Source organism: Streptococcus sp. AM28-20 (assembly GCF_003603595.1).
GTDB lineage: Bacteria > Bacillota > Bacilli > Lactobacillales > Streptococcaceae > Streptococcus > Streptococcus ilei.
In genome coordinates, this window is sequence record NZ_QTNK01000004.1 from 1 (window position 1) to 26,997 (window position 26,997).

Genomic DNA, 26,997 nt, shown 5'->3' on the forward strand with positions numbered 1-26,997 from the left:
TTCAGTTTTCAAAGGTCTTTGTCGCTCTCGCGCGACAACTATATTAGTATATCACGACCTTCTCTACTTGTCAATAACTTTTTTCTATTTTTTTATTTTTTTTGTTATTTTTTTGATTTTAAAAAGGAAATGCTGTTAAATTAGCACTTCCCTAACTCATTCATTATTCCTTCGAGATAAAGTTCTTCTTGCTTTCCACGATCAATCAATCCTCTTTTAGAGATTGTTAGTAGATCCAATGAATAGTGTTTAATTTTCTCCAATTCATTTTTAGTTAAATGTTTTTTAGAGTATTGCCTTCTTAATTCTTTTGGATTTTCTTTGCTAAAATCAAAATAGTTGTTTTGAGCTAAATACTCTTCCAATTCTTTGATATTATGATGCAATCCTACATGAAAGGCAATTGGTGCAAATGTTTTATGTAACGGTTGAGTACAAACACTTCTGTATTCGATGGTTCCTCTTGTTGTTAAATCTTGAAAATGGTAGCTTCTATGATTCTTTAGGTCTTCTTCTTGTGGTTTTATATCTTGTCTCGTTCCATTTAATCGATAAGCTACTATTTTTTCTCTCCCTAGGTAATCCTCTACTCTAATTGGTTCAAAATATAGTATTTCTTCCTCACGATAAACATAAAACAAGGCTGTCTTCGCTAAATAATCCAGAAAGTCCTGTTCATTTATAAACGCTTTTGAGTTCACACCAACATTTTCCTGGTAATAACCATGCATAGACTCTTCCCAGAAAATATCTCTTGATATCGTTGTATCCCAGTTTTCTCCATCGAAAATGGAATTAGCAAACAGATATGCTTTTGCAGGTTCCACCTTATTCATCGCGTTAATCACTTTTAAATAATTATTTCTTGAAACATCCAGTTGCACTTGATTTCCGCAAATAAAGGTTCCATAGTCTGGATAGTTATGAAATTGACGGTTGGTAGTTTGTTCAGCTAGTTGTAAGAATTGGATCAGCATTTTATAACGATCAATTTTTACAGGTTGATTATCGTTTATTCTCCAATAAGGATGAAGGCCACGTCCTTCAATTTGATGTTGTTTCTCTCTTAAAAATGGTTGAATGATGCTTAAATAGTGATTAAAACGTCTTTCAACTTCTTGAATTGTTTTAGCTTTTTCAAACGCAAATTCAATGGTATTGTAGGATAACTCGAATACAATTTGATCTTTATTTATTTCATGTTGCAACTGGACTGGATTGCCGTCTTCATCTAGTTTAATCGCTACAAATTCTTCAACCTCTTGTAGATACTTAAAAAGAGCCTTTGCAACCAATACATCCGTTTTATTTCCCAAGGTATTTACGATCGGAAATTCTAGTTCAACTCCAATGTACTGATCTGGATTTTCTTTCAGGGAAGCCAGGTAACGCTTCGCCAATAGTTGCTGGGCCAGTGTTTGTGATTTTTCTTTTACTGTCATAACTCTTCCATTATATCAAAAAACGCCTGCTTACGAAATTGTTTTAAATTAAAGCAATTTCGTAAACAAGCGTCTACCATTTACCTCAATATGATGAGTGTTACCGCTAGGATAAATCCTAGCGGCAGACCAGAGCTAGACTAAGAAGAACTGTATAGTCCTCCCAACATCATAACACTCAACAAAATTGATGATTTTATACTAATTCGATAATTGCCATTGGCGCAGCATCCCCACGGCGTGGTTCAGTTTTAAGGATACGAGTATATCCACCATTGCGCTCAGCATAACGTGGTGCAAGTTCAGAGAACAATTTTTGAAGTGCTGTTGTTTCTGAATATTTACCAGTTTCTTCATCAAAGTTTTGTGATGCAACTTCATTACGTACATAAGCAGCTGCTTGACGACGTGCATGCAAGTCACCACGTTTACCTAAGGTAATCATTTTTTCAACTGATTTACGGATTTCTTTTGCACGTGCTTCAGTTGTTACGATTGCTTCATTGATGATAAGATCTGTTGTCAAATCACGAAGCATTGCTTTACGTTGTGAGCTAGTGCGTCCTAGTTTACGGTAAGCCATGTATTCCTCCTCTATTTATCGTTTTTTAGCCCAAGGCCTAAATCGGCAAGCTTAACTTTAACTTCTTCGAGACTCTTACGTCCAAGGTTACGAACCTTCATCATTTCTGGTTCAGATTTTTCTGTTAAATCATACACAGTGTTGATACCGGCACGTTTCAAACAGTTATATGAACGGACAGAAAGATCTAATTCTTCGATGGTACGTTCTAATACTCGATCATCTGATGCTGTATCTACTTCCTTCATTACATCTGTCGCAATTGCGATTTCTGTTAAGTTAGTAAAGAGGTTAAGGTGTTCTGTCAAAATACGAGCAGATAAACCTAAGGCATCTTCTGGAATAATTGTTCCATTTGTTAAAATTTCAAGGGTTAGTTTGTCAAAACCATCGTTGCTACCAACGCGAGCTGGTTCAACTTGGTAATTAACTTTTGTCACTGGCGTATAGATTGAATCTACTGCAAGTGTACCAACTGGTGCATCATCTTTTTTATTCTGATCAGCTGGAACATAACCACGACCGCTATTCACAGTCAAAGTTGCTTTAAAGCTTGATCCTTCACCGATTGTAAAAAGATAATGATCAGGGTTTACAATTTCAATGTCACTATCCGTAAGAATATCTCCAGCAGTTACTTCTGCAGGACCTTCTACATCAAGTTCAATAATCTTTTCGTCTTGGACGTAAGATTTTACAGCGATCCCTTTAACGTTAAGAATGATTTGCATAACGTCTTCGCGGACACCTGGAACTGTATCAAATTCGTGCAATACACCTTCAATATTAATTGAAGTAACAGCAGCACCTGGAAGTGAAGCCAATAATACGCGACGAAGAGAGTTCCCCAGTGTTGTACCATAACCACGTTCAAGTGGTTCTACTACAAATACACCGTAATCTTTATTTTCATCAATTTTTGTTATATTTGGTTTTTCAAACTCAATCATTTGCTATACTCCCTCTGAAACGAAAAGCTGTGTAATTGTTGATGATTATACACGGCGACGTTTTGGAGGACGAGCACCATTGTGTGGCACAGGAGTCACATCGCGGATTGCAGTAACTTCAAGACCAGCAGCAGCAAGAGCACGAATAGCAGACTCACGACCAGAACCAGGACCTTTAACAGTAACTTCTACTGATTTAAGACCATGTTCTTGAGCTGATTTTGCAGCAGCTTCTGAAGCCATTTGTGCAGCAAATGGTGTAGATTTACGAGAACCTTTGAAACCAAGAGCACCTGCAGATGACCATGCAATTGCGTTACCATGCACATCAGTAATCATAACAATTGTGTTATTAAATGTTGCGTGAATATGAGCAATACCTGATTCGATATTCTTTTTCACACGACGTTTACGTGTTGGTTTAGCCAAGATTTTTTACCTCCTTATTTTATTTTCTTATTTTTTCTTACCAGCAATCGCAACAGCTTTACCTTTACGAGTGCGAGCATTGTTTTTAGTGTTTTGTCCACGAACAGGAAGTCCACGACGGTGACGGATACCACGGTATGAACCGATTTCCATCAAACGTTTAATGTTCAAGTTCACTTCACGACGAAGGTCACCTTCTACTTTAATTGCGTCAACTTCACGACGGATAGCATCTTCTTGATCTGGTGTAAGGTCACGAACACGAATATCTTCAGAAACGCCTGCAGCAGCAAGAATTTTCTTAGATGTTGGAAGTCCAATACCGTATACATAAGTCAATGAAATTACTACACGTTTGTCATTTGGAATGTCAACTCCAGCAATACGAGCCATGTTTTCTCCTTTCTATCTTATCCTTGACGTTGTTTGTGTTTTGGATTTGCTGGGCAAATTACCATAACACGACCATTACGACGAATTACTTTACAGTATTCGCAAATTGGTTTGACCGATGGTCTTACTTTCATTTTTATCCCTCCAAGTTTTTCGATTATTTAAAGCGGTATGTGATACGTCCACGTGTCAAATCGTACGGACTCATCTCCACTGTAACACGATCTCCCGCTAAAATACGAATATAGTTTTTACGAATTTTACCAGAAACTGTTGCTAAAATCTGATGTCCATTTTCAAGTTCAACCGTAAACATAGCATTCGGCATTGTATCAACTACCTTGCCTTCTACTTCAATCACATCGTCTTTTGCCACGCAAAAGTACCTCCATAAATTTCGATTCATTCCTCTGAGCACAGAGGTAACAATTATAAGTCAGACTAATTCATTGTATCACTTGTTGTCAATTATTGCAAGCAACTAAAACGTTTTTATTTCAAATTCTCTAAGACTTTTTGGATATCCTTAAAGACGTCGTTAATATCTTGGTTTCCTTCGATATCATGGACTAAACCTTTAGCACGATAATGAGCAAGAATCGGCTCACCTTGAGCGATATTCACATCCAAGCGACGTTTAACCGTTTCTGGTTTATCGTCCTCACGTTGGTAATAGTCTTCTTCCTTGTAATCAGCTGGTGGGTTGAATACTTTATGGTAGGTTTCACCTGTTTCGCGGTGAATAATACGACCGCTCAAGCGTTCAAGAAGGCAAGATGGATCCACTTCGATGTTGATTACACCCTCAAGTTCAAGGCCAAGATCTACCAAAATTTGATCCAAAGCATGTGCTTGTTCAATCGTGCGAGGAAAACCGTCTAAAAGGAATCCTTTTTCCTTAATATCGTCTTGAGCCAAACGTTCTTTTACAATCCCGTTGGTTACATCATCCGGCACCAATTCACCTTTATCGATGAATGATTTTGCCAACACACCCATTTCGGTTTGATTGGCCATTGCAGCACGGAACATATCCCCTGTTGAGATATGTGCAACTTGAAATTGTTCTACAATTTTAGCTGCTTGCGTCCCCTTACCTGCTCCAGGCAATCCCATGATTAATAAATTCATAATCATTTGCTCCTTATTTTGTTTTTAAATAAGCCTGTTACAATTTAACAAACTTATTCAAAAACAAAATAGAAGGTTGACAATGTCAACCTAATTCTATTCTGTTGTATCCATGAAACCAATGTATTTGCGTTTCAATAAGTAACCTTCTAATTGTTTCATTCCTTCAATACCAGTCGAGATGATGATCAAGAGACTAGTTCCTCCGAGAGCAACTGTATCTGTCAGACCAAAGATATCCCGAGCAAGGATTGGAATAATGGTGATAAATCCAAGGAATAGAGAACCAACCGTAGCCAAACGTCTAAGAAGACGTGACATGTAGTCTTCTGTTCCCTTACCAGGACGCACACCTGGAATGTAAGCACCACTCTTTTGTAGATTTTCCGCAGTTTTTTCTGGGTTAATCTGTACAAATGTGTAGAAGAAAGTAAACAAAATGATTAGCAAAGCATACATTGCTACACCAGTAGGTGTATTGGTTGCTAACATAGATTGTGCTGTTCGAACCCATCCAGCATTGTAACCCATGGCACTAATGACCTGGAAAATTGCTGCCGGTGCAGCCGTGATCGAACTAGCAAAGATGACAGGAATAACTCCAGCTGGGTTTACCTTCAATGGAAGATATGAGCTAGATGGTGCTCCTTGTGCAATCTTTGTGTATTGGATTGGAATTTTATACTGAGCTTGTTCCACGAAGGTTGTGAAATAAATAATCACTAATACCGCTAAGATTAACAGACCTACGAAAATTAGTGAATTAGTCAATTGTCCAGAACGAACGTTAACAAATGAATCTTCATAAACACCTTTGATCATCTCTGGAATTGAAGAAACAATCCCCGCAAAGATAATCATAGAAACACCGTTTCCGTATCCTTTGTCTGAAATCTGTTCTCCTAACCAGGTCACAATCATCGAACCTGTCGTTAAAATTGCACCAATTAAGATGTAGGTTTCAACGTTTGGTGTCGACACTAATTTAGCCTGTGACAAGGTGTGGAAAGTAGCTGTAATTCCAATGGATTGAACAAAAGCTAGAACCAAAGCGATATAACGTGTTGCCTGATTCAACTTTCTCCGTCCAACTTCTCCTTGTTTCCCCCACTCAACAAACTTTGGAAGCAAGTCCATTTGAAGGAGCTGAACAACGATGGAAGCCGTGATGTAAGGACTCACCCCTAGGGCAAAGACAGAGAAGTTTCTCATGGCATTCCCTGACACCAAACTCATCATATTCAAGAAGGAAACATCTTGTAAGTTGTTAAGGATTTTCGCATTCACACCAGGAACCGTAATCGTGGTTCCGATTCGAAAAACAAGTATGATAAAAATGGTAAATAAAATTTTTGATCTTACTTGTTTCACCTTAAATGCATCTTTTAATAATTTAAAGAACATAGGTCACCCCTCTTAGATGACTTCTACTGAACCACCTTTAGCAGTGATAGCTTCTTCAGCTGATTTAGAGAATTTAGCTGCCTTAACAGACAATTTCTTAGTCAATTCCCCGTTACCAAGAATTTTAATCCCTGATTTTTCAGCTTTTACAATACCTGCTTCAACAAGTACAACTGGTGTTACTTCAGCACCATCTTCGAAGACGTTCAACTGATCAAGGTTTACAATAGCATATTCTTTAGCGTTGATGTTTGTAAATCCACGTTTTGGAAGACGACGGAACAATGGAGTTTGTCCACCTTCAAAACCAAGACGTACACCGCCACCGCTACGAGCTTTTTGACCTTTTTGACCACGGCCAGAAGTTTTACCATTACCAGATGAAGTACCACGACCAACACGGTTGCGGACTTTACGTGAACCTGCAGCAGGTTGTAATTCATGAAGTTTCATTATTTAATTTCTCCTCTTTTGTAAATTGCTAACGCATGCAATCAGGAAAAGGTGTCCCGACTACAAACTCGCCTATACTTATATTTAGTTTTAGGGGATGAGAAATTTCCCATACCCCTGAAAACCTTGTTCTATTATAAATAGATTATTTTACTTCTTCAACTGTTACCAAGTGAGATACTGCAGTGATCATTCCACGTACTGCTGGGTTATCTTCTTTAATAACAGAGCTGTTCAATTTGCCAAGTCCAAGTGCTACAACAGTTTTACGTTGTGACGGGATGCGTCCGATTGGAGACTTAGTCAAAGTAATTTTAATTTGAGCCATTTGAATCTCCTTTCTTAAGCCAAGTCAGAAACTGAAATACCACGAAGGGCAGCAACTTCTTCAGCGCGTTTCAATTGTTTCAAACCTTCAACAGTTGCACGAACAATGTTGATTGGAGTGTTTGATCCAAGTGATTTAGATGTTACATCTGCAATACCTGCCAATTCGACAACGGCACGAACTGCACCACCTGCAGCAACCCCAGCCCCTTCGATAGCTGGTTTCAACAATACACGAGCTCCACCAAATACTGATGTTACTTCGTGTGGAATTGTTGTTCCAACCATAGGAACTTCAATCAAGTTTTTCTTAGCATCTTCTACTGCTTTACGGATTGCTTCTGGTACTTCTTGAGCTTTACCTGTACCAAAACCAACACGTCCGTTACGGTCACCAACAACTACAAGAGCTGCAAAGCGAAGACGACGTCCACCTTTAACAACTTTTGTAACACGGTTGATGGCAACTACACGTTCTTCAAGTTCAACTGCATTGTCTTTAAATGCCATTTTCTAGTGTCCTCCTATTAGAATTTCAATCCGTTTTCACGAGCTGCATCAGCCAAAGCTTTAACACGTCCGTGATATAGATATCCACCGCGGTCGAACACCACTTCAGAAATACCTTTAGCAACTGCACGTTCAGCAACAAGTTTGCCGACAACAACGGCTTGTTCAGTTTTAGTTCCTTTTGAAACTTCTTTGTCAAGAGTTGAAGCGCTTGCGAGCGTTACACCCGCTACGTCATCAATTACTTGAGCGTAGATGCCTGTATTAGAACGGAATACGTTCAAACGTGGGCGATCAGCAGTTCCAGAGAGTTTTCCGCGAACGCGACGGTGGCGTTTTTGACGGATTTTATTTTTATCTGGTTTCGAAATCACAATTTTCACCTCTTAATTTTAAAATCATGTGCTAAGCACTGAGTTGGAAAATAGGTGGGTGGTTGATAGACAACCACTCAACATTATTTACCTGTTTTACCTTCTTTACGGCGAACGAATTCACCAACGTAACGGATCCCTTTACCTTTGTAAGGTTCTGGTGAACGAAGGCTACGTACGTAAGCAGCTGTTTGACCAACTACTTCTTTTGAAATTCCGCTGATAACGATAGTCGTTGGGTTTGGAAGTTCAAAAGTAATTCCTTCTGGAGCTTCAACTTCGTCTGGGTGAGATTTACCAACAGCCAAGACAAGTTTGTTTCCTTGAAGTTGTGCACGGTAACCAACCCCGCGCATTTCAAGTTCTTTCTTGAATCCTTCTGATACACCAACAACCATGTTGTTCAAAAGGGCACGAGTAGTTCCATGGATGGTTTTCATTTCTTTTGAATCGTTTGGACGGTGAAGAGTTACTTCAGTACCTTCCACACGGATTTCAATATCTTTTGAGAACTCACGAGTAAGTTCTCCTTTAGGTCCTTTTACAGTTACTACGTTGTCATTGTTAGTGAGTTCAACACCAGCAGGCAACACGATAACTTTATTACCAATACGTGACATGTTTTTATTCTCCTGTTAAATTGTCAGGCCATGACGGCCAGTTTTCACGGGGTTTAAATCTTTTTGATTTAAAAATTAATGTTTAGGTCTCAATTTCTAAGTGAATCGAGGCATCGTCTCGCAGGCATAACTTTGAGTTAGGCAAGAGACGATAACGAAGAGTCACAACGAAATTGGGAGCTAAATATTACCAAACGTAAGCGATAACTTCCCCACCAACGTTCTTTTGGCGTGCTTCTTTATCAGTAAGCAAACCTTCAGAAGTTGAAAGGATAGCAATTCCAAGTCCGTTAAGAACTTTTGGAAGATCTTCACGTTTTTTGTAAACACGCAAACCTGGTTTAGAAACACGTTTCAAGTTTGTGATAACTTTTTCACCGTTTGCTCCGTATTTCAAGAACACGCGGATGATTCCCTGTTTGTCATCTTCGATTACTTCAACGTTTTTTACAAAACCTTCGCGTTTAAGGATTTCAGCAATCCCTTTTTTGATGTTTGATGCAGGTACTTCAAGTACTTCGTGTTTTGCTTGGTTAGCGTTACGAATACGAGTTAGGAAGTCTGCGATTGGGTCAGTCATAACCATTTTATATTTCTCCTCTTACTAGTAGTTTGAAATTTTCACTTGCTAGTTAATGATTGAGCTAGGCTCAGAATATGTTTCTAGGTTTCAATTCCTAAGTGAGTCTAGGCATCTGCTTGCAGGCATAACTTGAGTTAGGCAAATGCAGATAACGACGATTCACGACGGGATTGGAAGCTAGAATTACCAAGATGCTTTAGTGACACCAGGAATTTGTCCTTTGTATGCCAATTCACGGAAGCAAACACGGCAAAGTTTAAACTTGCGGTAAACTGAGTGTGGACGTCCACAACGTTCACAGCGAGTGTATGCTTGAGTAGAGAACTTAGCTGGGCGTTTGTTCTTAGCAATCATAGATTTTTTAGCCATTAGTTTTACCTCCTATATTATTTTGCAAACGGCATACCAAGGCCAGTAAGCAATGCACGTGATTCTTCGTCTGTGTTCGCAGTAGTTACGATTACGATATCCAAACCACGAGTTTTATCAACATCATCAAAGTTGATTTCTGGGAAGATCAATTGCTCTTTCACACCAAGTGTGTAGTTTCCGCGTCCGTCAAATGATTTTGTTGGAACACCGTGGAAGTCACGAACACGTGGAAGTGAAACTGAAACCAATTTGTCCAAGAATTCGTACATACGTTCGCCACGAAGAGTTACTTTCGCACCGATCGCTACACCTTCACGAAGACGGAAGCCGGCGATTGATTTTTTAGCTTTTGTGATAAGTGGTTTTTGACCTGAGATCAATGCCAATTCTTCAGCAGCTTTCTCAAGGTTTTTAGCGTTAGAAACAGCGTCTCCAACACCCATGTTCAAAACGATCTTATCAACTTTTGGCACTGCCATAACTGATGAGTAGTTAAATTGTTCAGTCAAAGCTGGAACTACTTCATTAAGGTATTTTTCTTTTAAACGATTAGCCATTATACTTCTCCTTTCCTTCGTGATTAGTCAAGCACTTCGCCTGATTTTTTGTTATAACGAACTTTTTTGCCGTCTACGAATTTGTAGCCAACACGTCCAGCAACACCGTTCTTGTCCAAGACTTGAACGTTTGATACATGGATTGGAGCTTCTTTTTCGATGATAGCACCTTGAGGGTTTTCGTTATTTGGACGTTGGTGTTTCTTAACAAGGTTTACACCTTCAACAACAACTTTATTTACTTTTGGAAGAGCAGCAACGACTTTAGCTTCAACACCTTTGTCTTTACCAGCAATTACACGAACTTTGTCGCCAGTTTTTACAAACATTTTATTCTCCTTTTATTCTTACGCCCGTTGGGCACCCTGGCCAATGAGCCAGGGGACTGTGTTTGTGATTTTTATATTAAAGTACTTCTGGAGCAAGTGATACGATCTTCATGAAACCACCGTCACGCAATTCACGAGCGACTGGGCCAAAGATACGAGTTCCGCGAGGAGTTTTGTCTTCACGGATAATCACTGCAGCATTTTCGTCGAACTTGATGTATGAACCATCTTTACGACGAGCACCTGATTTAGTACGAACGATAACAGCTTTTACAACGTCACCTTTTTTAACCGCACCACCAGGAGTAGCTTGTTTTACAGATGCTACGATAACATCACCGATACCTGCGAATTTACGTCCTGAACCACCAAGAACTTTGATGGTCAAGATTTCGCGTGCACCACTGTTGTCAGCAACTTTCAAACGAGTTTCTGTTTGAATCATTTAAGTTTTCTCCTTTCAGGTCAGATTAGATGATGACCGCTTCTTCAACAACTTCTACAAGACGGAAGCGTTTTGTAGCTGAAAGCGGACGAGTTTCCATGATACGAACGATATCGCCTTCTTTGGCAACGTTGTTTTCATCATGTGCTTTGTATTTTTTAGAATAGTTGATACGTTTACCATAGACTGGGTGGTTACGTTTAGTTTCAACTACAACTGTGATTGTTTTGTCCATTTTGTCAGACACAACGCGTCCAACAAGAACTTTACGATTATTGCGTTCCATTGAAATTCTCCTTCCCTAGTCTATTATTTAGCTTCTGATTGAACAGTTTTGATACGAGCGATTTGTTTTTTCACTTCTTTCAAACGTCCAGTTTGTTCCAATTGACCAGCAGCTGCTTGGAAACGAAGTTCAAACAATTCTTTCTTCAATTCATTTTCACGCTTCGCGAGTTCTTCTTGAGAAAGACCACGAAGTTCTTTAACAAATTCTTTTACTTCTGTAAGTTTCATGACCTCTCCTTATTTTGCTTCACGTTTTACGAATTTACATTTAACTGGCAATTTGTGGCTTGCAAGACGAAGCGCTTCGCGAGCGATCTCTTCAGATACACCAGCAACTTCAAACATTACTTTACCACGTTTAACTGGTGCTACCCAACCTTCAGGTGCCCCTTTACCAGATCCCATACGTACCCCGATAGCTTTAGCGGTGTATGATTTGTGTGGGAAGATCTTGATCCAAACCTTACCACCACGTTTCATGTAACGAGTCATGGCAATACGAGCAGCTTCGATTTGGCGGTTAGTGATCCAGTGGCTAGTTGTAGCCTGAAGACCGTATTCACCGAATGATACTTCTTTTCCACCTTTTGCTTCACCGCGCATTTTACCACGGAATTCGCGACGGTGTTTTACACGTTTAGGTACTAACATTGGTTATTTACCTCCTTTAGCGTCTTTACGAGCTGGAAGAACTTCACCACGGTAGATCCATACTTTAACACCAAGTTTACCGTAAGTTGTATCTGCTTCTTCCCAAGCGTAATCGATGTCTGCGCGAAGTGTGTGGAGTGGAACTGTACCTTCAGAGTATCCTTCAGCACGGGCGATATCTGCACCGTTCAAACGACCTGATACTTGAGTTTTAATTCCTTTAGCTCCAGCGCGCATAGTACGTTGGATCGCTTGTTTTTGAGCACGACGGAAAGCCACACGTTGCTCCAATTGACGAGCAATTCCTTCACCAACAAGGTGAGCATCCAAGTCAGGACGTTTGATCTCGATGATGTTGATGTGAACTTGTTTACCTGTCAATTTGTTAAGAGCTGCACGAAGTGCATCGACGTTTGCTCCACCTTTACCGATAACCATACCTGGTTTAGCAGTGTGAAGTGAAACGTTAACTTTGTTTACTGCGCGTTCGATTTCAATAGTAGAAACCGCTGCGTCAGCTAATTCTTTTTGAATAAATTTGCGGATTGCAAGATCTTCATGAAGGTAATCCGCGTATTCTTTTTCAGCATACCATTTGGCATCCCAATCACGGATGATGCCGACACGCATTCCAATTGGATGTACTTTTTGACCCACGATGTTACCTCCTTATTTTTCTGTCACAACCACTGTGATGTGGCTTGTGCGTTTGTTGATTGGTGAAGCTGAACCTTTCGCACGTGGACGGAAACGTTTCATAGTTGGTCCTTCATTTGCGAATGCTTCAGATACTACCAAGTTTGCTTTTTCCAAACCAAAGTTGTTTTCAGCGTTTGCTACTGCTGAGTTCAATACTTTCAAGATGATTTCAGCTGCTTTGTTTGGAGTGAATTTCAAGATTGCTACTGCATCGGCTACGCTTTTACCACGGATGTTGTCAAGAACAAGACGTGATTTACGAGGTGAAACACGCACTGTACGAGCCATTGCTTTAGCTGAAGTAATTTCTGCCATTTATGTTCTCCTTATTTTCTACGTGTCTTCTTGTCATCTGCAGCGTGACCTTTGTAAGTACGAGTTGGTGCAAATTCACCAAGCTTGTGACCTACCATGTCTTCTTGGATGTAAACCGGTACGTGTTTACGTCCATCATAAACTGCGATAGTGTAACCAATGAAACTTGGGAAGATCGTTGAACGACGTGACCAAGTTTTGATAACTTTTTTCTTTTCGTCATTAGCTTGAGCTTCAACTTTTTTCATCAAATGCTCATCGACGAAAGGTCCTTTTTTAAGACTGCGTCCCATTTTATTATTTTCTCCTTTAAATATAGTACCACAGCGGCTTGCGCTCCCAAGGAGCGCTACCGAGCTGGCGGATTCTCTAGCCACTTAAGCGACTAGTTTAAAATTATTTCTCGTTGCGACGACGAACGATAAGTTTGTCAGATTTCGCTTTCTTGTTACGAGTTTTAAGACCAAGAGCAGGTTTGCCCCATGGAGTTGATGGTGCTTTACGACCAACTGGTGCTTTACCTTCACCACCACCGTGTGGGTGATCGTTAGGGTTCATTACAGAACCACGAACTGTTGGGCGGATACCTTTCCAACGGCTACGTCCTGCTTTACCAAGGTTAACAAGTCCATGTTGTTCATTTCCGACAACACCAACTGTAGCACGGCAAGTACCAAGGATCATACGAACTTCACCTGATTGAAGACGAACAAGAACATATTTACCTTCAGAACCTAACACTTGAGCAGAAGCTCCAGCAGCACGTACCAATTCTCCACCACGACCTGGTTTCAACTCGATGTTGTGGATCAAAGTACCAACTGGGATGTTAGCAAGTGGAAGAGCGTTTCCGACTTTGATATCTGCTTCTGGACCTGAAACGATACGTTGATCAACTTCAAGACCTTTTGGAGCGATGATATATGCTTTCACACCGTCAGTGTAGTGTACCAAAGCGATGTTTGCAGAACGGTTTGGATCGTACTCAATTGTTTTTACAACTGCTTCAACGTTGTCTTTGTTACGTTTGAAGTCGATCAAACGGTAATGACGTTTGTGTCCACCACCTTGGTGACGAACTGTGATACGTCCGTTGTTGTTACGACCTGCTTTGCTCTTCAATGAAACAAGCAAAGATTTCTCTGGTGTGCTTGTTGTGATTTCAGCGAAATCCAAAGAAGTCATATTACGGCGACCGTTTGTTGTTGGTTTATAAACACGAATTCCCACGATATTTCCTCCTTAGATTATTCAGCTTCAGTAGCGAACAACTCGATTGCTTTTGAATCAGCTGTAAGCGTGATGATAGCTTTTTTAGTTTTTGAAGTAAAACCAGTGTAACGTCCAACACGTTTTGCTTTTGGTTTTACATTTACAGTGTTCACATTCGCAACTTTCACACCTTCAAAGGCAGCTTCAACAGCTTGTTTGATCAAAAGTTTGTGAGCGCGAGTGTCAACTTCGAATACATATTTGCCTGCTTCAAGTTGAGCCATTGACTTTTCAGTGATAACAGGTTTTTTGATAACATCATACAAATTCATTATGCAAGAACCTCCTCGATTTTAGAGATAGCTGCTTGAGTAACAAGAAGTTTGTCACTATTTGCGATGTCAAGAACACTTGCAGTTGTAGCAGTCGCAACTTTCACGTTTGGAAGGTTACGAGCTGAAAGAGCTGCGAATTCGTTTCCTTCTTCAAGAATAACAAGGACTTTAGAATCGATGCTCAAAGCTGCAAGAACTTTTGCAAATTCAGCAGTTTTTGGAGCTGTAAATTCAAGAGAATCAACGGCTACAAATTTGTTTTCAGCAACTTTTTCTGAGTAAACAGATTTAAGCGCAAGGCGACGAACTTTTTGAGGAAGTTTGTACGCATAGCTACGTGGAGTTGGTCCGAAGACGATTCCACCACCACGCCATTGTGGAGAGCGGATAGAACCTTGACGAGCACGTCCAGTTCCTTTTTGACGCCATGGTTTGCGTCCACCACCTGAAACGGCAGAGCGGTTTTTAACTGCGTGAGTTCCTTGACGAAGGCTAGCACGTTGGCTGATGATTACATCAAATACAACTGCTTGGTTTGGTTCGATACCAAAGATCGCATCGTTAAGAACAACTTCGCCCGCTTGTTTACCAGTTTGGTCGAATAATGTTACATTTGCCATTTTGACTGTATTCCCCTTTCCTTATTATTTACCAGCTTTAACTGCTGACTTGATAGTGATAAGAGATTTCTTAGCACCTGGTACGTTACCTTTGATAAGGATAACGTTCTTTTCTGGAACAACTTGTACAACTTCAAGGTTTTGAATGGTTACACGATCGCCACCCATACGTCCTGCAAGGTTTTTACCTTTGAATACGCGGTTAGGTGCAACAGGTCCCATAGAACCTGGACGACGGTGGTAACGAGAACCGTGAGCCATAGGTCCACGTGATTGTCCGTGGCGTTTGATAACACCTTGGAAACCTTTACCTTTAGAAGTACCAGTTACATCAACAATGTCTCCAGCTTCGAAAGTATCAACTGTGATTTCAGCACCAACTTCTAAGCCTTCAACGTTTTTGAATTCACGAATGAAGCGCTTAGGAGCCGTGTTAGCTTTTGCTACATGTCCTTTAGCAGGTTTGTTACTCAATACTTCGCGTTTGTCATCGAAACCAACTTGGATAGCGTTGTAACCATCTGTTTCAACAGTTTTAACTTGAAGAACAACGTTTGGAGTTGCTTCGATAACTGTTACAGGGATCAATTCGCCAGCTTCAGTGAAGATTTGAGTCATTCCCACTTTTTTCCCTAAGATTCCTTTTGTCATGAGAAAATAGTTCCTTTTCTATAATTTTTTATTCAAAAAGTTTTTAACGAGCGTTTTTTATGCTCAATGTATCAAGCTTTAGATTAAAGTTTGATTTCTACGTTTACACCACTTGGAAGATCCAATTTCATCAAAGCGTCAACTGTTTTTTGAGTTGGGTTGATGATGTCGATCAAACGCTTGTGTGTACGCATTTCGAATTGTTCGCGAGAATCTTTGTATTTGTGAGTCGCACGAATGATTGTGTAGAGGCTACGCTCAGTTGGAAGTGGGATTGGACCCGCAACTTGTGCACCTGTACGAGTAGCTGATTCTACGATTTTTGCAGCCGCTGTGTCAAGTGTACGGTGTTCGTACGCTTTCAAACGGATGCGGATTTTTTTGTTTGCCATCTTTTTCTCCTTTTCGTCTATTTAAGATAATAGGCTAGCTCCACAAGAAAACCGACATGCGTTGCGTGGCAATGCAACCGAGCGTGTCGCAACCTCTTGCATCAAAGCTAATAGCTGTTTTTCACAGCACCATAGTAGTTTAACACAATGAAAGGCTCAATGCAAGGGATTTGAACAGATTTTTTTCGTTTTTTTAATGAAAGTGTTTTCGAAAGAAATAGAGTACTAAAAAAGTTGCTATTATATAGAAAAAAGAAGCAAGACAGAACAAATTTATATCCAAATTTGTTCTGTCTTGCTCCCTCACAGTTGATTGGGTTATCTTCGGAGCTTCATAAGCTCCAAGGATAGCAATCAACCACTGCGTCTAGCAGTTGTTTCTATTATTCTCAGATGGCTGTAGTCTTTTCTCCAGCCTTTGTTCTTTATATGTAGCTCTTCCTAGAAATTCCGACCTGACTTGTTATAGCCATATTTTTCGACGAAATGCTCACGGAATTCTAAGAGATTGTCATCCATGATCGCTTGACGGACCTGCTTCATGAGGTTAATCAAGAAATAGAGATTGTGGTAGCTAGTCAAGCGGATCCCAAAGGTCTCATCCGCCTTGAGGAGGTGGCGGAGATAGGCCCGGGTGTAATTCTTACAAGTGTAGCAATCACATTCGTGATCTAGCGGCGTAAAGTCTTCAGCAAATTGCGCATTTTTCACCACCAGGCGTCCTTGACTGGTCATGCAGGTACCATTTCGCGCAATCCGCGTTGGCAAGACACAGTCAAACATATCCACTCCACGAATTACCCCATCGATTAGACTGTCTGGAGCTCCCACTCCCATGAGGTAACGAGGCTTGTTCTCCGGCAAGAGAGGAGTTGTAAAATCAAGCACCGCATTCATTTCTTCATGGCTTTCTCCAACAGCTAACCCACCGATAGAATATCCTGGGAAGTCCATGCTGACCAGATCACGGGCAGACTGACGGCGCAAATCTTCAAATCCAGCCCCTTGAACAATCCCGAAAAGGCCTTGATCATGAGGACGACGGTGAGCCTTAAGACCACGCTCTGCCCAACGGCTGGTCCGTTCGATCGATTTTTTCACATAATCATAGGGTTGATAGAACTGAGGACATTCATCAAAGGACATCATGATGTCGCTTCCTAGATTATTTTGGATGGAGATGGCCTTTTCTGGAGAGAGGAACATTTTCGAGCCGTTGAGGTGGTTTTTAAAGGTTACCCCTTCTTCAGTAATATTGCGGGTATCCGCTAGTGAATAGACTTGAAAACCTCCACTGTCTGTCAAAATTGGCTGGTCCCAGTTCATGAATTGATGCAGTCCTCCTGCTTTTGCGACCAAGTCATCCCCTGGACGAAGCCAGAGATGGTAGGTGTTGGCCAAGATAATTCCTGAACCCATTTCCTTGAGCTCTTCTGGCGATTGGGTCTTAACGGTTGCCTGAGTCCCTACAGGCATAAACATTGGGGTTGGAAAGGTTCCGTGAGGGGTAATAATTTCTCCCAAGCGGGCACCTGTATGCTTTTCTTTTTTGATCAAGCGATATTGAATCGGTGAATCTGTCATGGTTACCTCCGTACTGGGAAAGACAGTCCCAGCCTTCTTATTCCTGTCACAGGTTCTCCTGTGAGCACCTGTACGATTGTACCAAATTTTACCAGCTCTGTCACGGACTTGTGTTATAATAAAGGGTACTACTACCATGAAAGAGGACATTATGAATATCAAATTGGTTCGCGCTCAAGCCCGGCAACTGCAATTGCAACACCCTATGGTCTTCTCCTACTTCGCCTTGCCAACTTTCCTGACAATTCTTGCAAGTTACATTTTGACAGGGACAGACATCACTGAAACACTTGCTCACATGGAACTCAGAGAAGGGATGCTCTTTCTTCTAAGCCGACAGATTTTCCCTGCCATCATTGGATTTATCCTTTCTTTCCTCTATTTAGGAGCCACCTTTCGCTTTTTAATGTCTGCCTCTAGCAAGGGAGAAAAGAACTTTGCTCTCTTCACCATCTTTCAGAGCCAATATTTTACACCAGCATTTTTGACGCTATTCATTAAGCAAGTTATCCTATCTTTGTGGGGGAGTCTCCTCTATGGGAGTCAGCTCCTCTTAACAGTGGTCAGCTATCAAGTTCTCACTATCAATGAATCCCTCTCCTCTACCTCTCCCCTTAGAGCGGATACTCCAGAAGTTCAAGCGATTCTCAAGTTAGCGCCAACAATGACAACTGGGCTCTTAATGGCTCTGGTTGGCCTCCTGCTCTTCCTCCCTTTTTATTATCAGTATAGTTTGGTCGAGTTGATCCTGTATAGTCGACTGATGACAGGAACCTATGACGGTCCCATGTCTATCCTCCGTCAAAGCAAGGAAGAGATGAAAGGTTTTAAGAGCCACCGCCTTGTTCTTGATTTGAGTCTGATCGGTTGGCAACTTCTATCTTTTTTCACTTTGGGAATTGCTAATTTTTATGTCAAACCTTATGCAACCAGTTGCCAAATTGTCTTTTACCATACCCTCCTTCAAAAACGGATGCAGGCGGACAGTCGCTTTCAGCAAAAGGCGCCGGATCTACCTAAGTCTAACCCACTCGATTAACAAAGAAAACAAGAGAACCCACCTTCGATTGGAGCCATTCTCCAAAGCACTAGGTGGGTTCTTTATTCTCTAAAAGGAAATCATTCCTCATTTATTTTACCCCTTGTGTCATCTTCATCACTGGATGAAATAGACGAGGTTCTGAGATGAATCAAAGACTATTCTTCTCCCAAGACCAAACGAGTATGCTCACGTTTGATACAGCGGTTCATGACAATATCTTCTCGTCCAGCTCCACGAAGGATTTCTTCTGCTTCTTGATTTTCCAGCTCCAATTGGGCCCAGAAGATCTTGGCATCCGTCTCAATAAAATCACGCGCAACATCTGGTAAAAATTCACTGCGACGGTATATATCTACAATATCTACTGGGAAAGGAATTTCCTGCAAGCTAGCATACACCGTTTCTCCAAGGATCTGGCCTCCTGCAGCACGAGGATTGATGGGAATAATCCGATAGCCCCGCTCTTGCATCTCCTTGCTGACACGATGGCTGGTCGTATCCTCACGGTCAGATAGTCCGACTACGGCGATAATCTTGCTGGTTTCTAGGTAATGTTTGATAACGCCATCACTAGGATTGCGAAAAGAATAAGCCATATGAATCTCCTTTTTATCTATTTCTTGCTATAACAATTTGGATAGCACTAGACGTGCTTTTCCAACCTCAATCTTATTTGGCCTCATACCAGGTTTGCCCTTCGTTCTCATCAGCTTCCAGTGGAACCGCTAGCTCAATAGCAGATTCCATGGTCTCTTTGACCAACTGCTTGATCTTGGTCAACTCTTCTTTCGGCACTTGAAGGACGATTTCATCGTGGACCTGAAGAAGCATCTTGGTCTTATATGCCCCTGCTTCTAGCGCTTCATCCAAGTGGATCATAGCAATTTTCAAGATGTCTGCTGCCGATCCTTGGATTGGTGAGTTGATGGCTGTCCTTTCTGCAAATCCTCGAATATTGAAGTTGCGAGAATTGATATCTGGAATTTCCCGGCGACGCTTAAAGAGGGTCTCTACATAACCCTTATCACGCGCTTCCCGCACCACTCTCTCCATATAATCCTTGATGCCCGGGTAGCGTTCAAAGTAGGTCTCAATGTAGGCTTTAGCTTCTTTTCGACTGATCCCTAGGTTGTTAGACAGTCCAAAATCGGAAATTCCATAAACCACGCCGAAGTTTACTGCCTTGGCATTGCGACGGTCATTTGCTGTCACATCTTCTGGTTTTTCAATATTGAAGACGCGCATAGCAGTCGATGTATGGATATCTGCCCCATGCTTGAAAGCATCAATCAAATGCTCATCTCCCGAAATATGGGCCAAGACGCGCAATTCGATTTGTGAATAGTCCGAGCTGAGCAAGACACTGTTTTCCTCTTCTGGAACAAAAGCCTTACGAATGAGACGACCTTGTTCCAAACGGACAGGGATGTTTTGCAGGTTGGGATCCACACTAGACAAACGGCCTGTCTGCGTCAAGTCTTGCACATAGCGGGTATGGATTTTCCCATCTTCCAAAATCCAGTCTTGAAGCCCGATGACATAGGTCGACTGAATCTTAGCAATCTGGCGGTATTCGAGAATCTTAGACACAATCGGTGCAATTGGAGCCAGGCGTTCCAAAACATCAACAGCAGTCGAATAACCAGTTTTGGTCTTTTTGGTATATTCAAGAGGGAGTTCCAATTTTTCAAAGAGGATGACCCCCAATTGTTTTGGAGAATTGATATTGAACTCTTCTCCTGCTAACTCGTAGATTTCTTGGGTCAGGCGCTCCAAGACTGCTTCGTTTTCCACCTGCATGTCTTGGAGGGTCTGGCGTTCTACCTTAATCCCCGCGATTTCCATCTTGGCCAAAACAGCTGCTAGTGGTTGCTCCATATCATAGAGCAGATCTAGTTGGTCGTGAGCTTTTAGTTGCTCCGTCATAGGCTCTTCAGTGTCTAGTAAAACAGCGACTTTTCGTGCCAAATGCTCTAATAGGACCGCCTTTTCTGGAATGGCTTTTTTGGCTCCCTTGCCATAAACCACTTCATCGAGCGGTAGCGCAATCTGGCTATAGAGGCTCGCAATAGTTGAAATTTCATTGTCCTCTACGGTCGATAAGAGATACTTGGCCAACCGACTATCAAAAGCCGGCTTTTGCAAGGCAATGCCCAAGTGGCTGAGCAAGACCTTGGCCCGCTTGAAGTCATAAACCTTGAGGGGCGTTTTTTCAAGAAATTCTTTAAAAATTGGTGTTTGTAAAAGACTACTGTCTGTGCTAGCGTAGAGCTGACCTTTTGTCCCCCATGCAAAACCGATGATCGGTTCTGTATGGTAATTGTCTCCAAAGATCTCAAAATGGAAGAAACTATCTTCTGTGAGCATATCCGAGGTGACCTGCTCTACCTCCGTGTAGTTAATGGTTATGGGAGCAGCTTCTTCTCCGCCTAAATCCAAGGCCTGACGGAGTTGCTTGAAGCCCATCTCCTCATAAAACTTAGCCAGATTTTCAAGATGGGGACCTGTATAGGTGATATCGTCCAGGCCAATCTCAATAGGTGCATTGGTATCGATGGTCGCAAGGGTCTTGGACAGGTAAGCCTGCTCCTTGTCGTTGATGAGATTTTCCTTCATTTTAGAAGGCTTCATCTCGTCAATATGCTCGTAAATGCCATCAAGAGACCCGTACTCTAGGAGTAGTTTGATCCCGGTCTTTTCTCCAATCTTGGTAACACCTGGGATATTATCCGACTTATCTCCCATCAAGGCCTTGAGGTCGATAAATTGCTCCGGTGTCAGCCCCATCTTTTCTTTCAGATAGGCTGGAGTGAATTCTTCAAACTCAGCCACTCCTTTTTTAGAGATTTCAACCACCGTATTGTCATCCGTTAGCTGGATCAAGTCCTTGTCCCCAGAGACAATAGTGACTTCAAAGGGCACCGAGGTGGCTTCTGCCATCTTATCTAGCGTTCCAATAATGTCATCCGCTTCATACTGGGCCAGCTCATAATGGCGAATTCCCAGATGGTCTAATTGCTCGCGAATGAAAGGGAACTGCTCGCGGAATTCATCTGGTGTCTTTGCCCGCCCCCCTTTGTAGTCGGCATACATCTCCGTCCGGAAGGTGGTCTTTCCTGCATCAAAGGCGACGAGAACATGGGTTGGTTGGATGCGCTCCAAGAGATGGCTTAACATGAGATTAAAGCCATAGACCGCATTGGTATGCAACCCATTGGCATTTTTAAAGCGATCGATTTGATTATAAAGTGCGAAAAAGGCACGAAAAGCGACGGAAGAGCCGTCGATGAGTAGTAATTTATTCTTTTTTTCCATAGGCCTATTATACCACGAATCACAAGGTCTCTGGTACATAAAAACTCTACCCTTTCGGGTAGAGTCTTCTTTAGGAGTTTCTTATGAAAAATGAGGAGAAGCGTCTACTCACCGTAACAAGAACCTTGTTGTGGCATTTTCTTAAAACGTTTTGGATAATTTACTGAGATTTTCATTTTCTGTACCTCATTTCTTATTGGATGAGTACAGTATACAAGAGAAACCTAAACGATTTCTTATAGAAAGCTTCAAGAAAACTAAAAGTTGAGTGCGGAAGGCGTGGTTGGTGTTTCCTGCAGACCGGTAGCTGAAGATGAAGTCTTTATCATCGTAGACCCAAGAGAAGGAATGAAAAAACTCTCTCACTTCCGAAAAAGTTGACAGTTAACCAAGCAGAAGAAAGCTGGCTAAGGCGACTATCGCTGGCCCACCCTGAGTCAAGATAATTTTTTTATTAGAAGTCACAGCACCATAAGCTGCTACACCAATAATAAAGAACAGAAAGATCGCGACAATTTCACTATTTTTAGCTATAAAGAGGCCATAGAGGAGAAAGACACCAATCAGAGCATTATAAATGCCTTGGTTTTTGAAGAGGACCGTCACAGATGGACGAGTCAATTCTTCCTAATCCATATTAAAGACACGGCTAGTCGATGCCGAGTGGGTTGCCACACTCTCTAGATAAAAAATATAAAAATGTTCGAAAGCAGCAAAGCTTGCAAAAACAATGGTTAAAACAGACATATCATTCTCCTTTTAAAGTGTCATTTGTTCGAGGCCAGATACCAACTTTTCGAGTAAGTCATTCAACTGATTCCGCTCTTGTTCAGAGAGAATCTGATCCATCTGGGTTTTTACCTGTAGATGATGCGCTGGAGGATGGACCAACAACCGATCTCTGGCAAGCTCCTTCAGTTCCACCACAACCTCTCGTTGATTTTCTGGATTGCGACTACGAGTAACATAGCCCCCAGCCTCTAAGACCTTGAAGTGGCGGGTTAAGGCTGCAGGGTCAATCGCTAGTTTCTCCTGAAGGGCCGCTTGGCTACACGGAGCTTCTGCTAATAAGAACTGAAGCATCTGATAACGGGTCAGACTAATTCCCAATTGCTTTTCAAATAATTGGGTCGAAGACTGATCAGCTAGCTTCAACCGATAAAGCAAATCATGCATTTCTGCCATTCCTTCTCTCCGATCTATTTGTTGATTTATCAATAATTGACTTGTCAAGTATATCATTTAAAAAAAGTCGAGGCAAGAAATTTGCTCCCCTCAAACGAAATTATCTCTTCCTAATAAGAACAAAGTAAAAGACCACCGGATTTGGTGGCCTTTTAGGGAGATTATTATGAAAAAGAAAAGTTTTAGGATTTCATAAACAAAGTTAGGAGGTCTTTGTTTATGGTTTTATTATATCGGATTTATCTTAAAGATTTCTTAAGGAATTGTTTCATTTTCAAAACAAATTGTTTACGGATTCTTTTCATAGCGCTATTTCAGCAACAAAGATGTCTTGCTTTGTTAAATAAGTTAACTTTTTTCTTGTTTAAAATAGAGACGAATCTCATCCAAACGATGAATCGTATGATTCACATCCGGTTTGTAATCCAAAAAATTAATACTCCCGATTCCTGCATTGTCTGCCAAATCAACATCCAAGGTTCGATCACCAATATAATACGTTTCATTCCGATCCAGCTGGTACTTGTCCACTAGGTAATCGACTCCTTCTGGATCTGGCTTTCTCCTAAAGCCATTGTCTGTTGTAACGACCTCTTGGAAATAGGATAGAATCCCTAAATCTTCCAGAATTGGGTAGGCGTTCTTCCCCTTGTGGGTATAGACGAATTGAACAATCCCTTCCTCTTTCGCCCAAGCTAAAATGTCTCTAGCTCCTGGCATTAGATGGACCTGGGCATTTTTCTCACGCAGACTAGAAGCGCGATAGCGATTCATCTCTTCTGCATCCAAGTCATGTTCTCTAGCCACTTCTTCAAGAAGAGCTTGGACAGACTGATTGAGAATAAAGGCATAGACCGCTTCCCGGTCAAAGTCTATAGAGTAATGGGCATAAGTTTCAGCAATTCCATCCAAAATAGCTTCATAAGAGTCTAAAAGCGTCCCATCCAAATCCCAAATAAAAGCTCGTGTCATAGGTCTTATTCCTTCCATTTTCGATGATAGAGTGTTTTTAAGAAAAACCAGCGAAATCCATTGTCCAAGAGGGTACCTGCCCAAATACCTGGTAAGCCCCATCCAAGGACAACCCCCATCAGATAACCAGAGCCAATCCGTATCACCCACATACCGATCGTGGTTGCATAAAAAGGAAGGCGGGCATTCCCCAGACCTTGCCAAACTGCCGTATAGATGACGGTCCCAGCTGTCAAAGGTGTCCCGAGTAAGGAAAACAAAATGACAGACAAGGAGGCAGCAAGGGCCCCTGGATCCATGGTGTAAAGGGCTGTTAAAGGACTTCCAAATAAGAAGATAGTCAGGGCGAGAGGAAACATGGAGAGAAAGGAGAGCCAGAAACTGCGATTGGTGATTTGCTTGATACCTTGCCAATCATTCTGTCCCAAACTTTTGGCGACCAACATGACTGTCGCTGTCGCAATCCCAAAAGCCGGCATATAGTTGAACTGGGTTAAGACTTCCCCAATGGCATTCCCAGCTACCGCTCTGGTCCCAAAAACAGCCACCATGGCAATAATAACAATATCCCCTGCTCGCATCATGAGGCGTTCACCAGCAGCAGGCAAGGCAAGGGAGAGCAAGTCTCGATCCAAGCCCCAACGAAAAGGAGCCAAGGGAAGTTGAACTTGACGCCAGAGCAAGTAGCTCCCTAACAGGCGAGAGAGAACCGTTCCTAAGGCAGCCCCAGTGATGCCCAGCCTAAAAACAAACATCAAGATGCCAGATAACAAAGCATTCAGCACATTGGTCAACAAACTGACATACATAGGTGTCCGCGGGTTGTGGGCCACACGGACTAGGGCTCCAAAAGTTGTCATGAGGCCCAAAAACAGGATGCTCCCTCCAACTAGGGCTAGATAGAGGCCCCCAGCTGCTGCAACCGCTGTTTCAACCCCCAAGAGGGCAATCAATTCCTTGCCAAAGCAGAGGGATAAAGCCCCTAAAACAAGACTTAATAAGACTGTTACTTTGATAGATTCAGTAGCTTGATGAGCTATGGCCTTCTGATCTTTTTGCCCCATACTTTTGGACAAGAGGCTCACGACCGCTGCTCCAAGGGCGATAAAAATAGCTTGGTAAATCGTGATGATATTACCTGCAACGGATACACCCGATACGGCTACTAAACCCAACTGAGCGACCAAGTAGCTATCTACCATCCCCATGAGCATTTGGAGAAAATTTTCTCCGATGGCTGGAAGGGCAATCCTTAAAACTTGTCGATCTACTTGTTGTTGACGAGACACACTTTCCTCCTGATGAAAAGAAACTCAGTTAGTTTCCCAACCGAGTTTACTTCCTCTCTTTTAAAGTCCTAGATAAGTTTCTACTGCAGACTGCATCTCTGCTGCTGCAACCGTTGTCTTGTGACGAACTGGAGCTGTTTCAAGACCATCCACTGCTGGTGGCAAGGCAACACCTGAAATCTCATGCAACTGTGCCAAGGCTTCAAAGTCGCTAAGTCCTGATTTTCCAGTTACAGCTTCTACTGCAACTACTGGGAACTTGTACGGACTAGCAGTTGATGCAATCACGGTCTTAGCCGCATCGCCTGTCGCTTCTTGGTATTTTTTAAATACGGCTGAGGCAACTGCTGTATGAGGATCCTCAATATAAGAATCTGATTCGTAAACACGTTTGATTTCTGCAGCTGTTTCTGCTTCAGTCGCATATTCAGCTGCAAAGAGATCAAAAATTTCTGCATCAAAATCAGTCAACTCATACTGACCTTGGGTGTTCAAGGCACTCATAAGTTCAGCTGTCTTAACTGCATCATTCCCCAAAAGATGGAAAATCAAGCGCTCCAAGTTTGAAGAGACTAAGATATCCATAGATGGGCTGGTAGTTACCTTAAACTCACGCTTCTTGTCATAGACACGAGTTTTAAAGAAGTCTGTCAAGACATTGTTATCATTTGAAGCACAGATCAACTTGCCAACTGGTAGGCCGATTTGTTTAGCATAAAAGGCAGCCAAGATATTACCGAAGTTTCCTGTCGGTACGGTGAAGTTAACCTTGTCACCAGCCTTAATCTCACCAGTTTTAACAAGCTGAGCGTAGGCATAAACATAATAGACAATCTGTGGGACCAAACGACCGATATTCATAGAGTTAGCTGATGAGAACTGAAGCTTGTTAGCTGCCAATTTCTCACGAAGGGCTACATCATTGAACATGTGTTTCACATTGGTCTGGGCATCGTCAAAGTTTCCATCAATAGCGATCACATGGGTATTGTCCCCAGTTTGTGTGGTCATTTGCAACTCTTGTACCTTGCTGACACCGTCCTTTGGATAAAAGACGATAATCTCAGTACCTGGAACATCCGCAAAACCTGCCATAGCAGCTTTTCCAGTATCTCCAGATGTCGCTGTCAAGATGACAATCTTGTTTTCCAAGCCGTGCTTCTTGGCAGCAGTTGTCATAAAGTATGGCAAGATAGACAAGGCCATATCTTTAAAGGCGATGGTTGAACCGTGGAACAATTCCAAGTTGTACTGGCCATCCAGCTTAACAAGAGGGGCAATAGCTGGTGTATCAAACTTGCTGTCATAGGCATTGGTGATACAGTAGTCTAACTCTTCTGCTGTAAAGTCATCCAAGAAGGCTGACAAGACCAGTTTCGCAACTTCTTGGTAAGAAGCGTCTTTTAATATGTCAAAGTCCAAGTCCACCTTTGGATAGCTCACTGGAGTGAACAAGCCACCATCAGTAGCCAAACCTTGCAAAATCGCCTGGCTGGCTGTAACAGTATTTTTCGCATCACGCGTTGATTGATAAACTAATGTCAT

Annotated in this window: 38 protein-coding genes and 1 pseudogene; 1 reads left to right on the forward strand and 38 read right to left on the reverse strand. The window is 41.8% G+C overall.

Annotated features, from left to right (window positions below; genetic code table 11):
- Nucleotides 1-140 precede the first annotated feature (140 nt).
- From DW738_RS09105 to tgt, 31 genes are all read right to left on the reverse strand, one after another.
- Nucleotides 141-1,442 carry a gamma-glutamylcysteine synthetase gene (locus DW738_RS09105; protein ID WP_023025011.1) on the reverse strand — a complete coding sequence of 434 codons (1,302 nt, stop codon included), beginning with the start codon at nucleotides 1,440-1,442 and terminating at the stop codon, nucleotides 141-143.
- Nucleotides 1,443-1,638: 196 nt separating this feature from the next.
- Entirely contained in the window at nucleotides 1,639-2,025 is a 387-nt protein-coding gene (gene rplQ / locus DW738_RS09110; protein ID WP_006595176.1) for a 50S ribosomal protein L17, read from the reverse strand.
- An 11-nt stretch (nucleotides 2,026-2,036) separates the two neighbouring features.
- Complete coding sequence (locus DW738_RS09115; RefSeq protein ID WP_006595177.1) at nucleotides 2,037-2,975, reverse strand: DNA-directed RNA polymerase subunit alpha; 939 nt, start codon at nucleotides 2,973-2,975, stop codon at nucleotides 2,037-2,039.
- Between the two features lie 45 nt (nucleotides 2,976-3,020).
- Nucleotides 3,021-3,404, reverse strand: a complete 384-nt coding sequence (rpsK, locus tag DW738_RS09120) for a 30S ribosomal protein S11 (protein ID WP_001118385.1) — start codon at nucleotides 3,402-3,404, stop codon at nucleotides 3,021-3,023.
- Nucleotides 3,405-3,431: 27 nt separating this feature from the next.
- Entirely contained in the window at nucleotides 3,432-3,797 is a 366-nt protein-coding gene (gene rpsM, locus DW738_RS09125) for a 30S ribosomal protein S13 (RefSeq protein ID WP_003009631.1), read from the reverse strand.
- A 17-nt stretch (nucleotides 3,798-3,814) separates the two neighbouring features.
- Complete coding sequence (rpmJ, locus tag DW738_RS09130) at nucleotides 3,815-3,931, reverse strand: 50S ribosomal protein L36 (protein ID WP_001808836.1); 117 nt, start codon at nucleotides 3,929-3,931, stop codon at nucleotides 3,815-3,817.
- Nucleotides 3,932-3,954: 23 nt separating this feature from the next.
- Nucleotides 3,955-4,173 carry a translation initiation factor IF-1 gene (gene infA / locus DW738_RS09135; protein ID WP_001029883.1) on the reverse strand — a complete coding sequence of 73 codons (219 nt, stop codon included), beginning with the start codon at nucleotides 4,171-4,173 and terminating at the stop codon, nucleotides 3,955-3,957.
- A 116-nt stretch (nucleotides 4,174-4,289) separates the two neighbouring features.
- Nucleotides 4,290-4,928: an adenylate kinase gene (locus tag DW738_RS09140; protein WP_006597039.1), complete on the reverse strand. Its 639-nt coding sequence runs from the start codon at nucleotides 4,926-4,928 to the stop codon at nucleotides 4,290-4,292.
- Between the two features lie 96 nt (nucleotides 4,929-5,024).
- The gene (gene secY, locus DW738_RS09145) at nucleotides 5,025-6,332 is read right to left on the reverse strand and encodes a preprotein translocase subunit SecY (RefSeq protein WP_023025007.1); all 1,308 of its coding nucleotides are present in this window, start codon (nucleotides 6,330-6,332) and stop codon (nucleotides 5,025-5,027) included.
- A 12-nt stretch (nucleotides 6,333-6,344) separates the two neighbouring features.
- Nucleotides 6,345-6,785 carry a 50S ribosomal protein L15 gene (gene rplO, locus DW738_RS09150; RefSeq protein WP_006595181.1) on the reverse strand — a complete coding sequence of 147 codons (441 nt, stop codon included), beginning with the start codon at nucleotides 6,783-6,785 and terminating at the stop codon, nucleotides 6,345-6,347.
- A gap of 145 nt (nucleotides 6,786-6,930) precedes the next feature.
- Nucleotides 6,931-7,113, reverse strand: coding sequence for a 50S ribosomal protein L30 (rpmD, locus tag DW738_RS09155; protein WP_002894509.1), 183 nt, complete (start codon nucleotides 7,111-7,113; stop codon nucleotides 6,931-6,933).
- 14 nt (nucleotides 7,114-7,127) lie between these two features.
- A complete protein-coding gene (gene rpsE / locus DW738_RS09160; RefSeq protein ID WP_123160865.1) occupies nucleotides 7,128-7,622 on the reverse strand; it encodes a 30S ribosomal protein S5 in 495 nt (164 codons plus the stop codon).
- Between the two features lie 17 nt (nucleotides 7,623-7,639).
- The gene (gene rplR / locus DW738_RS09165) at nucleotides 7,640-7,996 is read right to left on the reverse strand and encodes a 50S ribosomal protein L18 (protein WP_003010871.1); all 357 of its coding nucleotides are present in this window, start codon (nucleotides 7,994-7,996) and stop codon (nucleotides 7,640-7,642) included.
- A gap of 83 nt (nucleotides 7,997-8,079) precedes the next feature.
- A complete protein-coding gene (gene rplF, locus DW738_RS09170) occupies nucleotides 8,080-8,616 on the reverse strand; it encodes a 50S ribosomal protein L6 (protein WP_009732027.1) in 537 nt (178 codons plus the stop codon).
- 187 nt (nucleotides 8,617-8,803) lie between these two features.
- A complete protein-coding gene (rpsH, locus tag DW738_RS09175) occupies nucleotides 8,804-9,202 on the reverse strand; it encodes a 30S ribosomal protein S8 (protein ID WP_006595183.1) in 399 nt (132 codons plus the stop codon).
- 180 nt (nucleotides 9,203-9,382) lie between these two features.
- Complete coding sequence (locus DW738_RS09180; RefSeq protein WP_001085699.1) at nucleotides 9,383-9,568, reverse strand: type Z 30S ribosomal protein S14; 186 nt, start codon at nucleotides 9,566-9,568, stop codon at nucleotides 9,383-9,385.
- Nucleotides 9,569-9,585: 17 nt separating this feature from the next.
- Entirely contained in the window at nucleotides 9,586-10,128 is a 543-nt protein-coding gene (gene rplE / locus DW738_RS09185) for a 50S ribosomal protein L5 (protein ID WP_006595184.1), read from the reverse strand.
- 23 nt (nucleotides 10,129-10,151) lie between these two features.
- Nucleotides 10,152-10,457, reverse strand: a complete 306-nt coding sequence (gene rplX / locus DW738_RS09190) for a 50S ribosomal protein L24 (protein WP_006595185.1) — start codon at nucleotides 10,455-10,457, stop codon at nucleotides 10,152-10,154.
- A 76-nt stretch (nucleotides 10,458-10,533) separates the two neighbouring features.
- Nucleotides 10,534-10,902, reverse strand: a complete 369-nt coding sequence (gene rplN / locus DW738_RS09195; RefSeq protein ID WP_023025002.1) for a 50S ribosomal protein L14 — start codon at nucleotides 10,900-10,902, stop codon at nucleotides 10,534-10,536.
- A 25-nt stretch (nucleotides 10,903-10,927) separates the two neighbouring features.
- Nucleotides 10,928-11,188 (reverse strand): 30S ribosomal protein S17, encoded by a 261-nt coding sequence (rpsQ, locus tag DW738_RS09200; protein WP_000440801.1) that lies wholly within the window; start codon nucleotides 11,186-11,188, stop codon nucleotides 10,928-10,930.
- A 23-nt stretch (nucleotides 11,189-11,211) separates the two neighbouring features.
- A complete protein-coding gene (gene rpmC / locus DW738_RS09205; RefSeq protein ID WP_003002350.1) occupies nucleotides 11,212-11,418 on the reverse strand; it encodes a 50S ribosomal protein L29 in 207 nt (68 codons plus the stop codon).
- A 9-nt stretch (nucleotides 11,419-11,427) separates the two neighbouring features.
- Nucleotides 11,428-11,841, reverse strand: coding sequence for a 50S ribosomal protein L16 (gene rplP / locus DW738_RS09210; RefSeq protein ID WP_023024998.1), 414 nt, complete (start codon nucleotides 11,839-11,841; stop codon nucleotides 11,428-11,430).
- Between the two features lie 3 nt (nucleotides 11,842-11,844).
- On the reverse strand, nucleotides 11,845-12,498 hold the full coding sequence (gene rpsC / locus DW738_RS09215) for a 30S ribosomal protein S3 (RefSeq protein ID WP_006595187.1): 654 nt from the start codon (nucleotides 12,496-12,498) through the stop codon (nucleotides 11,845-11,847).
- 12 nt (nucleotides 12,499-12,510) lie between these two features.
- Nucleotides 12,511-12,855 carry a 50S ribosomal protein L22 gene (gene rplV / locus DW738_RS09220; RefSeq protein WP_006595188.1) on the reverse strand — a complete coding sequence of 115 codons (345 nt, stop codon included), beginning with the start codon at nucleotides 12,853-12,855 and terminating at the stop codon, nucleotides 12,511-12,513.
- A gap of 11 nt (nucleotides 12,856-12,866) precedes the next feature.
- Nucleotides 12,867-13,148 carry a 30S ribosomal protein S19 gene (gene rpsS / locus DW738_RS09225; RefSeq protein WP_000533766.1) on the reverse strand — a complete coding sequence of 94 codons (282 nt, stop codon included), beginning with the start codon at nucleotides 13,146-13,148 and terminating at the stop codon, nucleotides 12,867-12,869.
- Nucleotides 13,149-13,251: 103 nt separating this feature from the next.
- On the reverse strand, nucleotides 13,252-14,085 hold the full coding sequence (rplB, locus tag DW738_RS09230) for a 50S ribosomal protein L2 (protein WP_123160866.1): 834 nt from the start codon (nucleotides 14,083-14,085) through the stop codon (nucleotides 13,252-13,254).
- 17 nt (nucleotides 14,086-14,102) lie between these two features.
- Nucleotides 14,103-14,399 (reverse strand): 50S ribosomal protein L23, encoded by a 297-nt coding sequence (locus DW738_RS09235; RefSeq protein WP_006595190.1) that lies wholly within the window; start codon nucleotides 14,397-14,399, stop codon nucleotides 14,103-14,105.
- On the reverse strand, nucleotides 14,399-15,022 hold the full coding sequence (gene rplD, locus DW738_RS09240; RefSeq protein ID WP_003009591.1) for a 50S ribosomal protein L4: 624 nt from the start codon (nucleotides 15,020-15,022) through the stop codon (nucleotides 14,399-14,401). Before rplD ends, DW738_RS09235 begins: the two co-directional genes overlap by 1 nt.
- 24 nt (nucleotides 15,023-15,046) lie before the next feature.
- A complete protein-coding gene (gene rplC / locus DW738_RS09245) occupies nucleotides 15,047-15,673 on the reverse strand; it encodes a 50S ribosomal protein L3 (RefSeq protein ID WP_003010846.1) in 627 nt (208 codons plus the stop codon).
- Nucleotides 15,674-15,756: 83 nt separating this feature from the next.
- A complete protein-coding gene (gene rpsJ, locus DW738_RS09250; protein WP_003009585.1) occupies nucleotides 15,757-16,065 on the reverse strand; it encodes a 30S ribosomal protein S10 in 309 nt (102 codons plus the stop codon).
- Between the two features lie 441 nt (nucleotides 16,066-16,506).
- Nucleotides 16,507-17,649, reverse strand: a complete 1,143-nt coding sequence (gene tgt / locus DW738_RS09255; RefSeq protein WP_023024993.1) for a tRNA guanosine(34) transglycosylase Tgt — start codon at nucleotides 17,647-17,649, stop codon at nucleotides 16,507-16,509.
- A 151-nt stretch (nucleotides 17,650-17,800) separates the two neighbouring features.
- On the opposite strand from tgt, the gene DW738_RS09260 reads away from it, so the two are divergent.
- Nucleotides 17,801-18,688, forward strand: a complete 888-nt coding sequence (locus DW738_RS09260; protein ID WP_243634265.1) for a DUF975 family protein — start codon at nucleotides 17,801-17,803, stop codon at nucleotides 18,686-18,688.
- 158 nt (nucleotides 18,689-18,846) lie between these two features.
- Here the strand turns inward: DW738_RS09260 and DW738_RS09265 are convergent, their stop codons facing one another.
- The 7 genes and pseudogenes from DW738_RS09265 to thrC form a co-directional block, all read right to left on the reverse strand.
- A complete protein-coding gene (locus DW738_RS09265; protein WP_123159681.1) occupies nucleotides 18,847-19,287 on the reverse strand; it encodes a CoA-binding protein in 441 nt (146 codons plus the stop codon).
- A gap of 73 nt (nucleotides 19,288-19,360) precedes the next feature.
- Nucleotides 19,361-22,006, reverse strand: coding sequence for a DNA polymerase I (gene polA / locus DW738_RS09270; protein ID WP_123160867.1), 2,646 nt, complete (start codon nucleotides 22,004-22,006; stop codon nucleotides 19,361-19,363).
- Between the two features lie 384 nt (nucleotides 22,007-22,390).
- Nucleotides 22,391-22,753, reverse strand: a pseudogene (locus DW738_RS09275) (DUF1304 domain-containing protein).
- Between the two features lie 12 nt (nucleotides 22,754-22,765).
- Nucleotides 22,766-23,191 (reverse strand): MarR family winged helix-turn-helix transcriptional regulator, encoded by a 426-nt coding sequence (locus tag DW738_RS09280; RefSeq protein WP_042507491.1) that lies wholly within the window; start codon nucleotides 23,189-23,191, stop codon nucleotides 22,766-22,768.
- Nucleotides 23,192-23,539: 348 nt separating this feature from the next.
- A complete protein-coding gene (locus DW738_RS09290; RefSeq protein ID WP_123159683.1) occupies nucleotides 23,540-24,163 on the reverse strand; it encodes an HAD-IA family hydrolase in 624 nt (207 codons plus the stop codon).
- A 5-nt stretch (nucleotides 24,164-24,168) separates the two neighbouring features.
- On the reverse strand, nucleotides 24,169-25,452 hold the full coding sequence (locus tag DW738_RS09295; RefSeq protein ID WP_123159684.1) for an MATE family efflux transporter: 1,284 nt from the start codon (nucleotides 25,450-25,452) through the stop codon (nucleotides 24,169-24,171).
- 60 nt (nucleotides 25,453-25,512) lie between these two features.
- On the reverse strand, nucleotides 25,513-26,997 hold the full coding sequence (gene thrC, locus DW738_RS09300) for a threonine synthase (protein ID WP_023024976.1): 1,485 nt from the start codon (nucleotides 26,995-26,997) through the stop codon (nucleotides 25,513-25,515).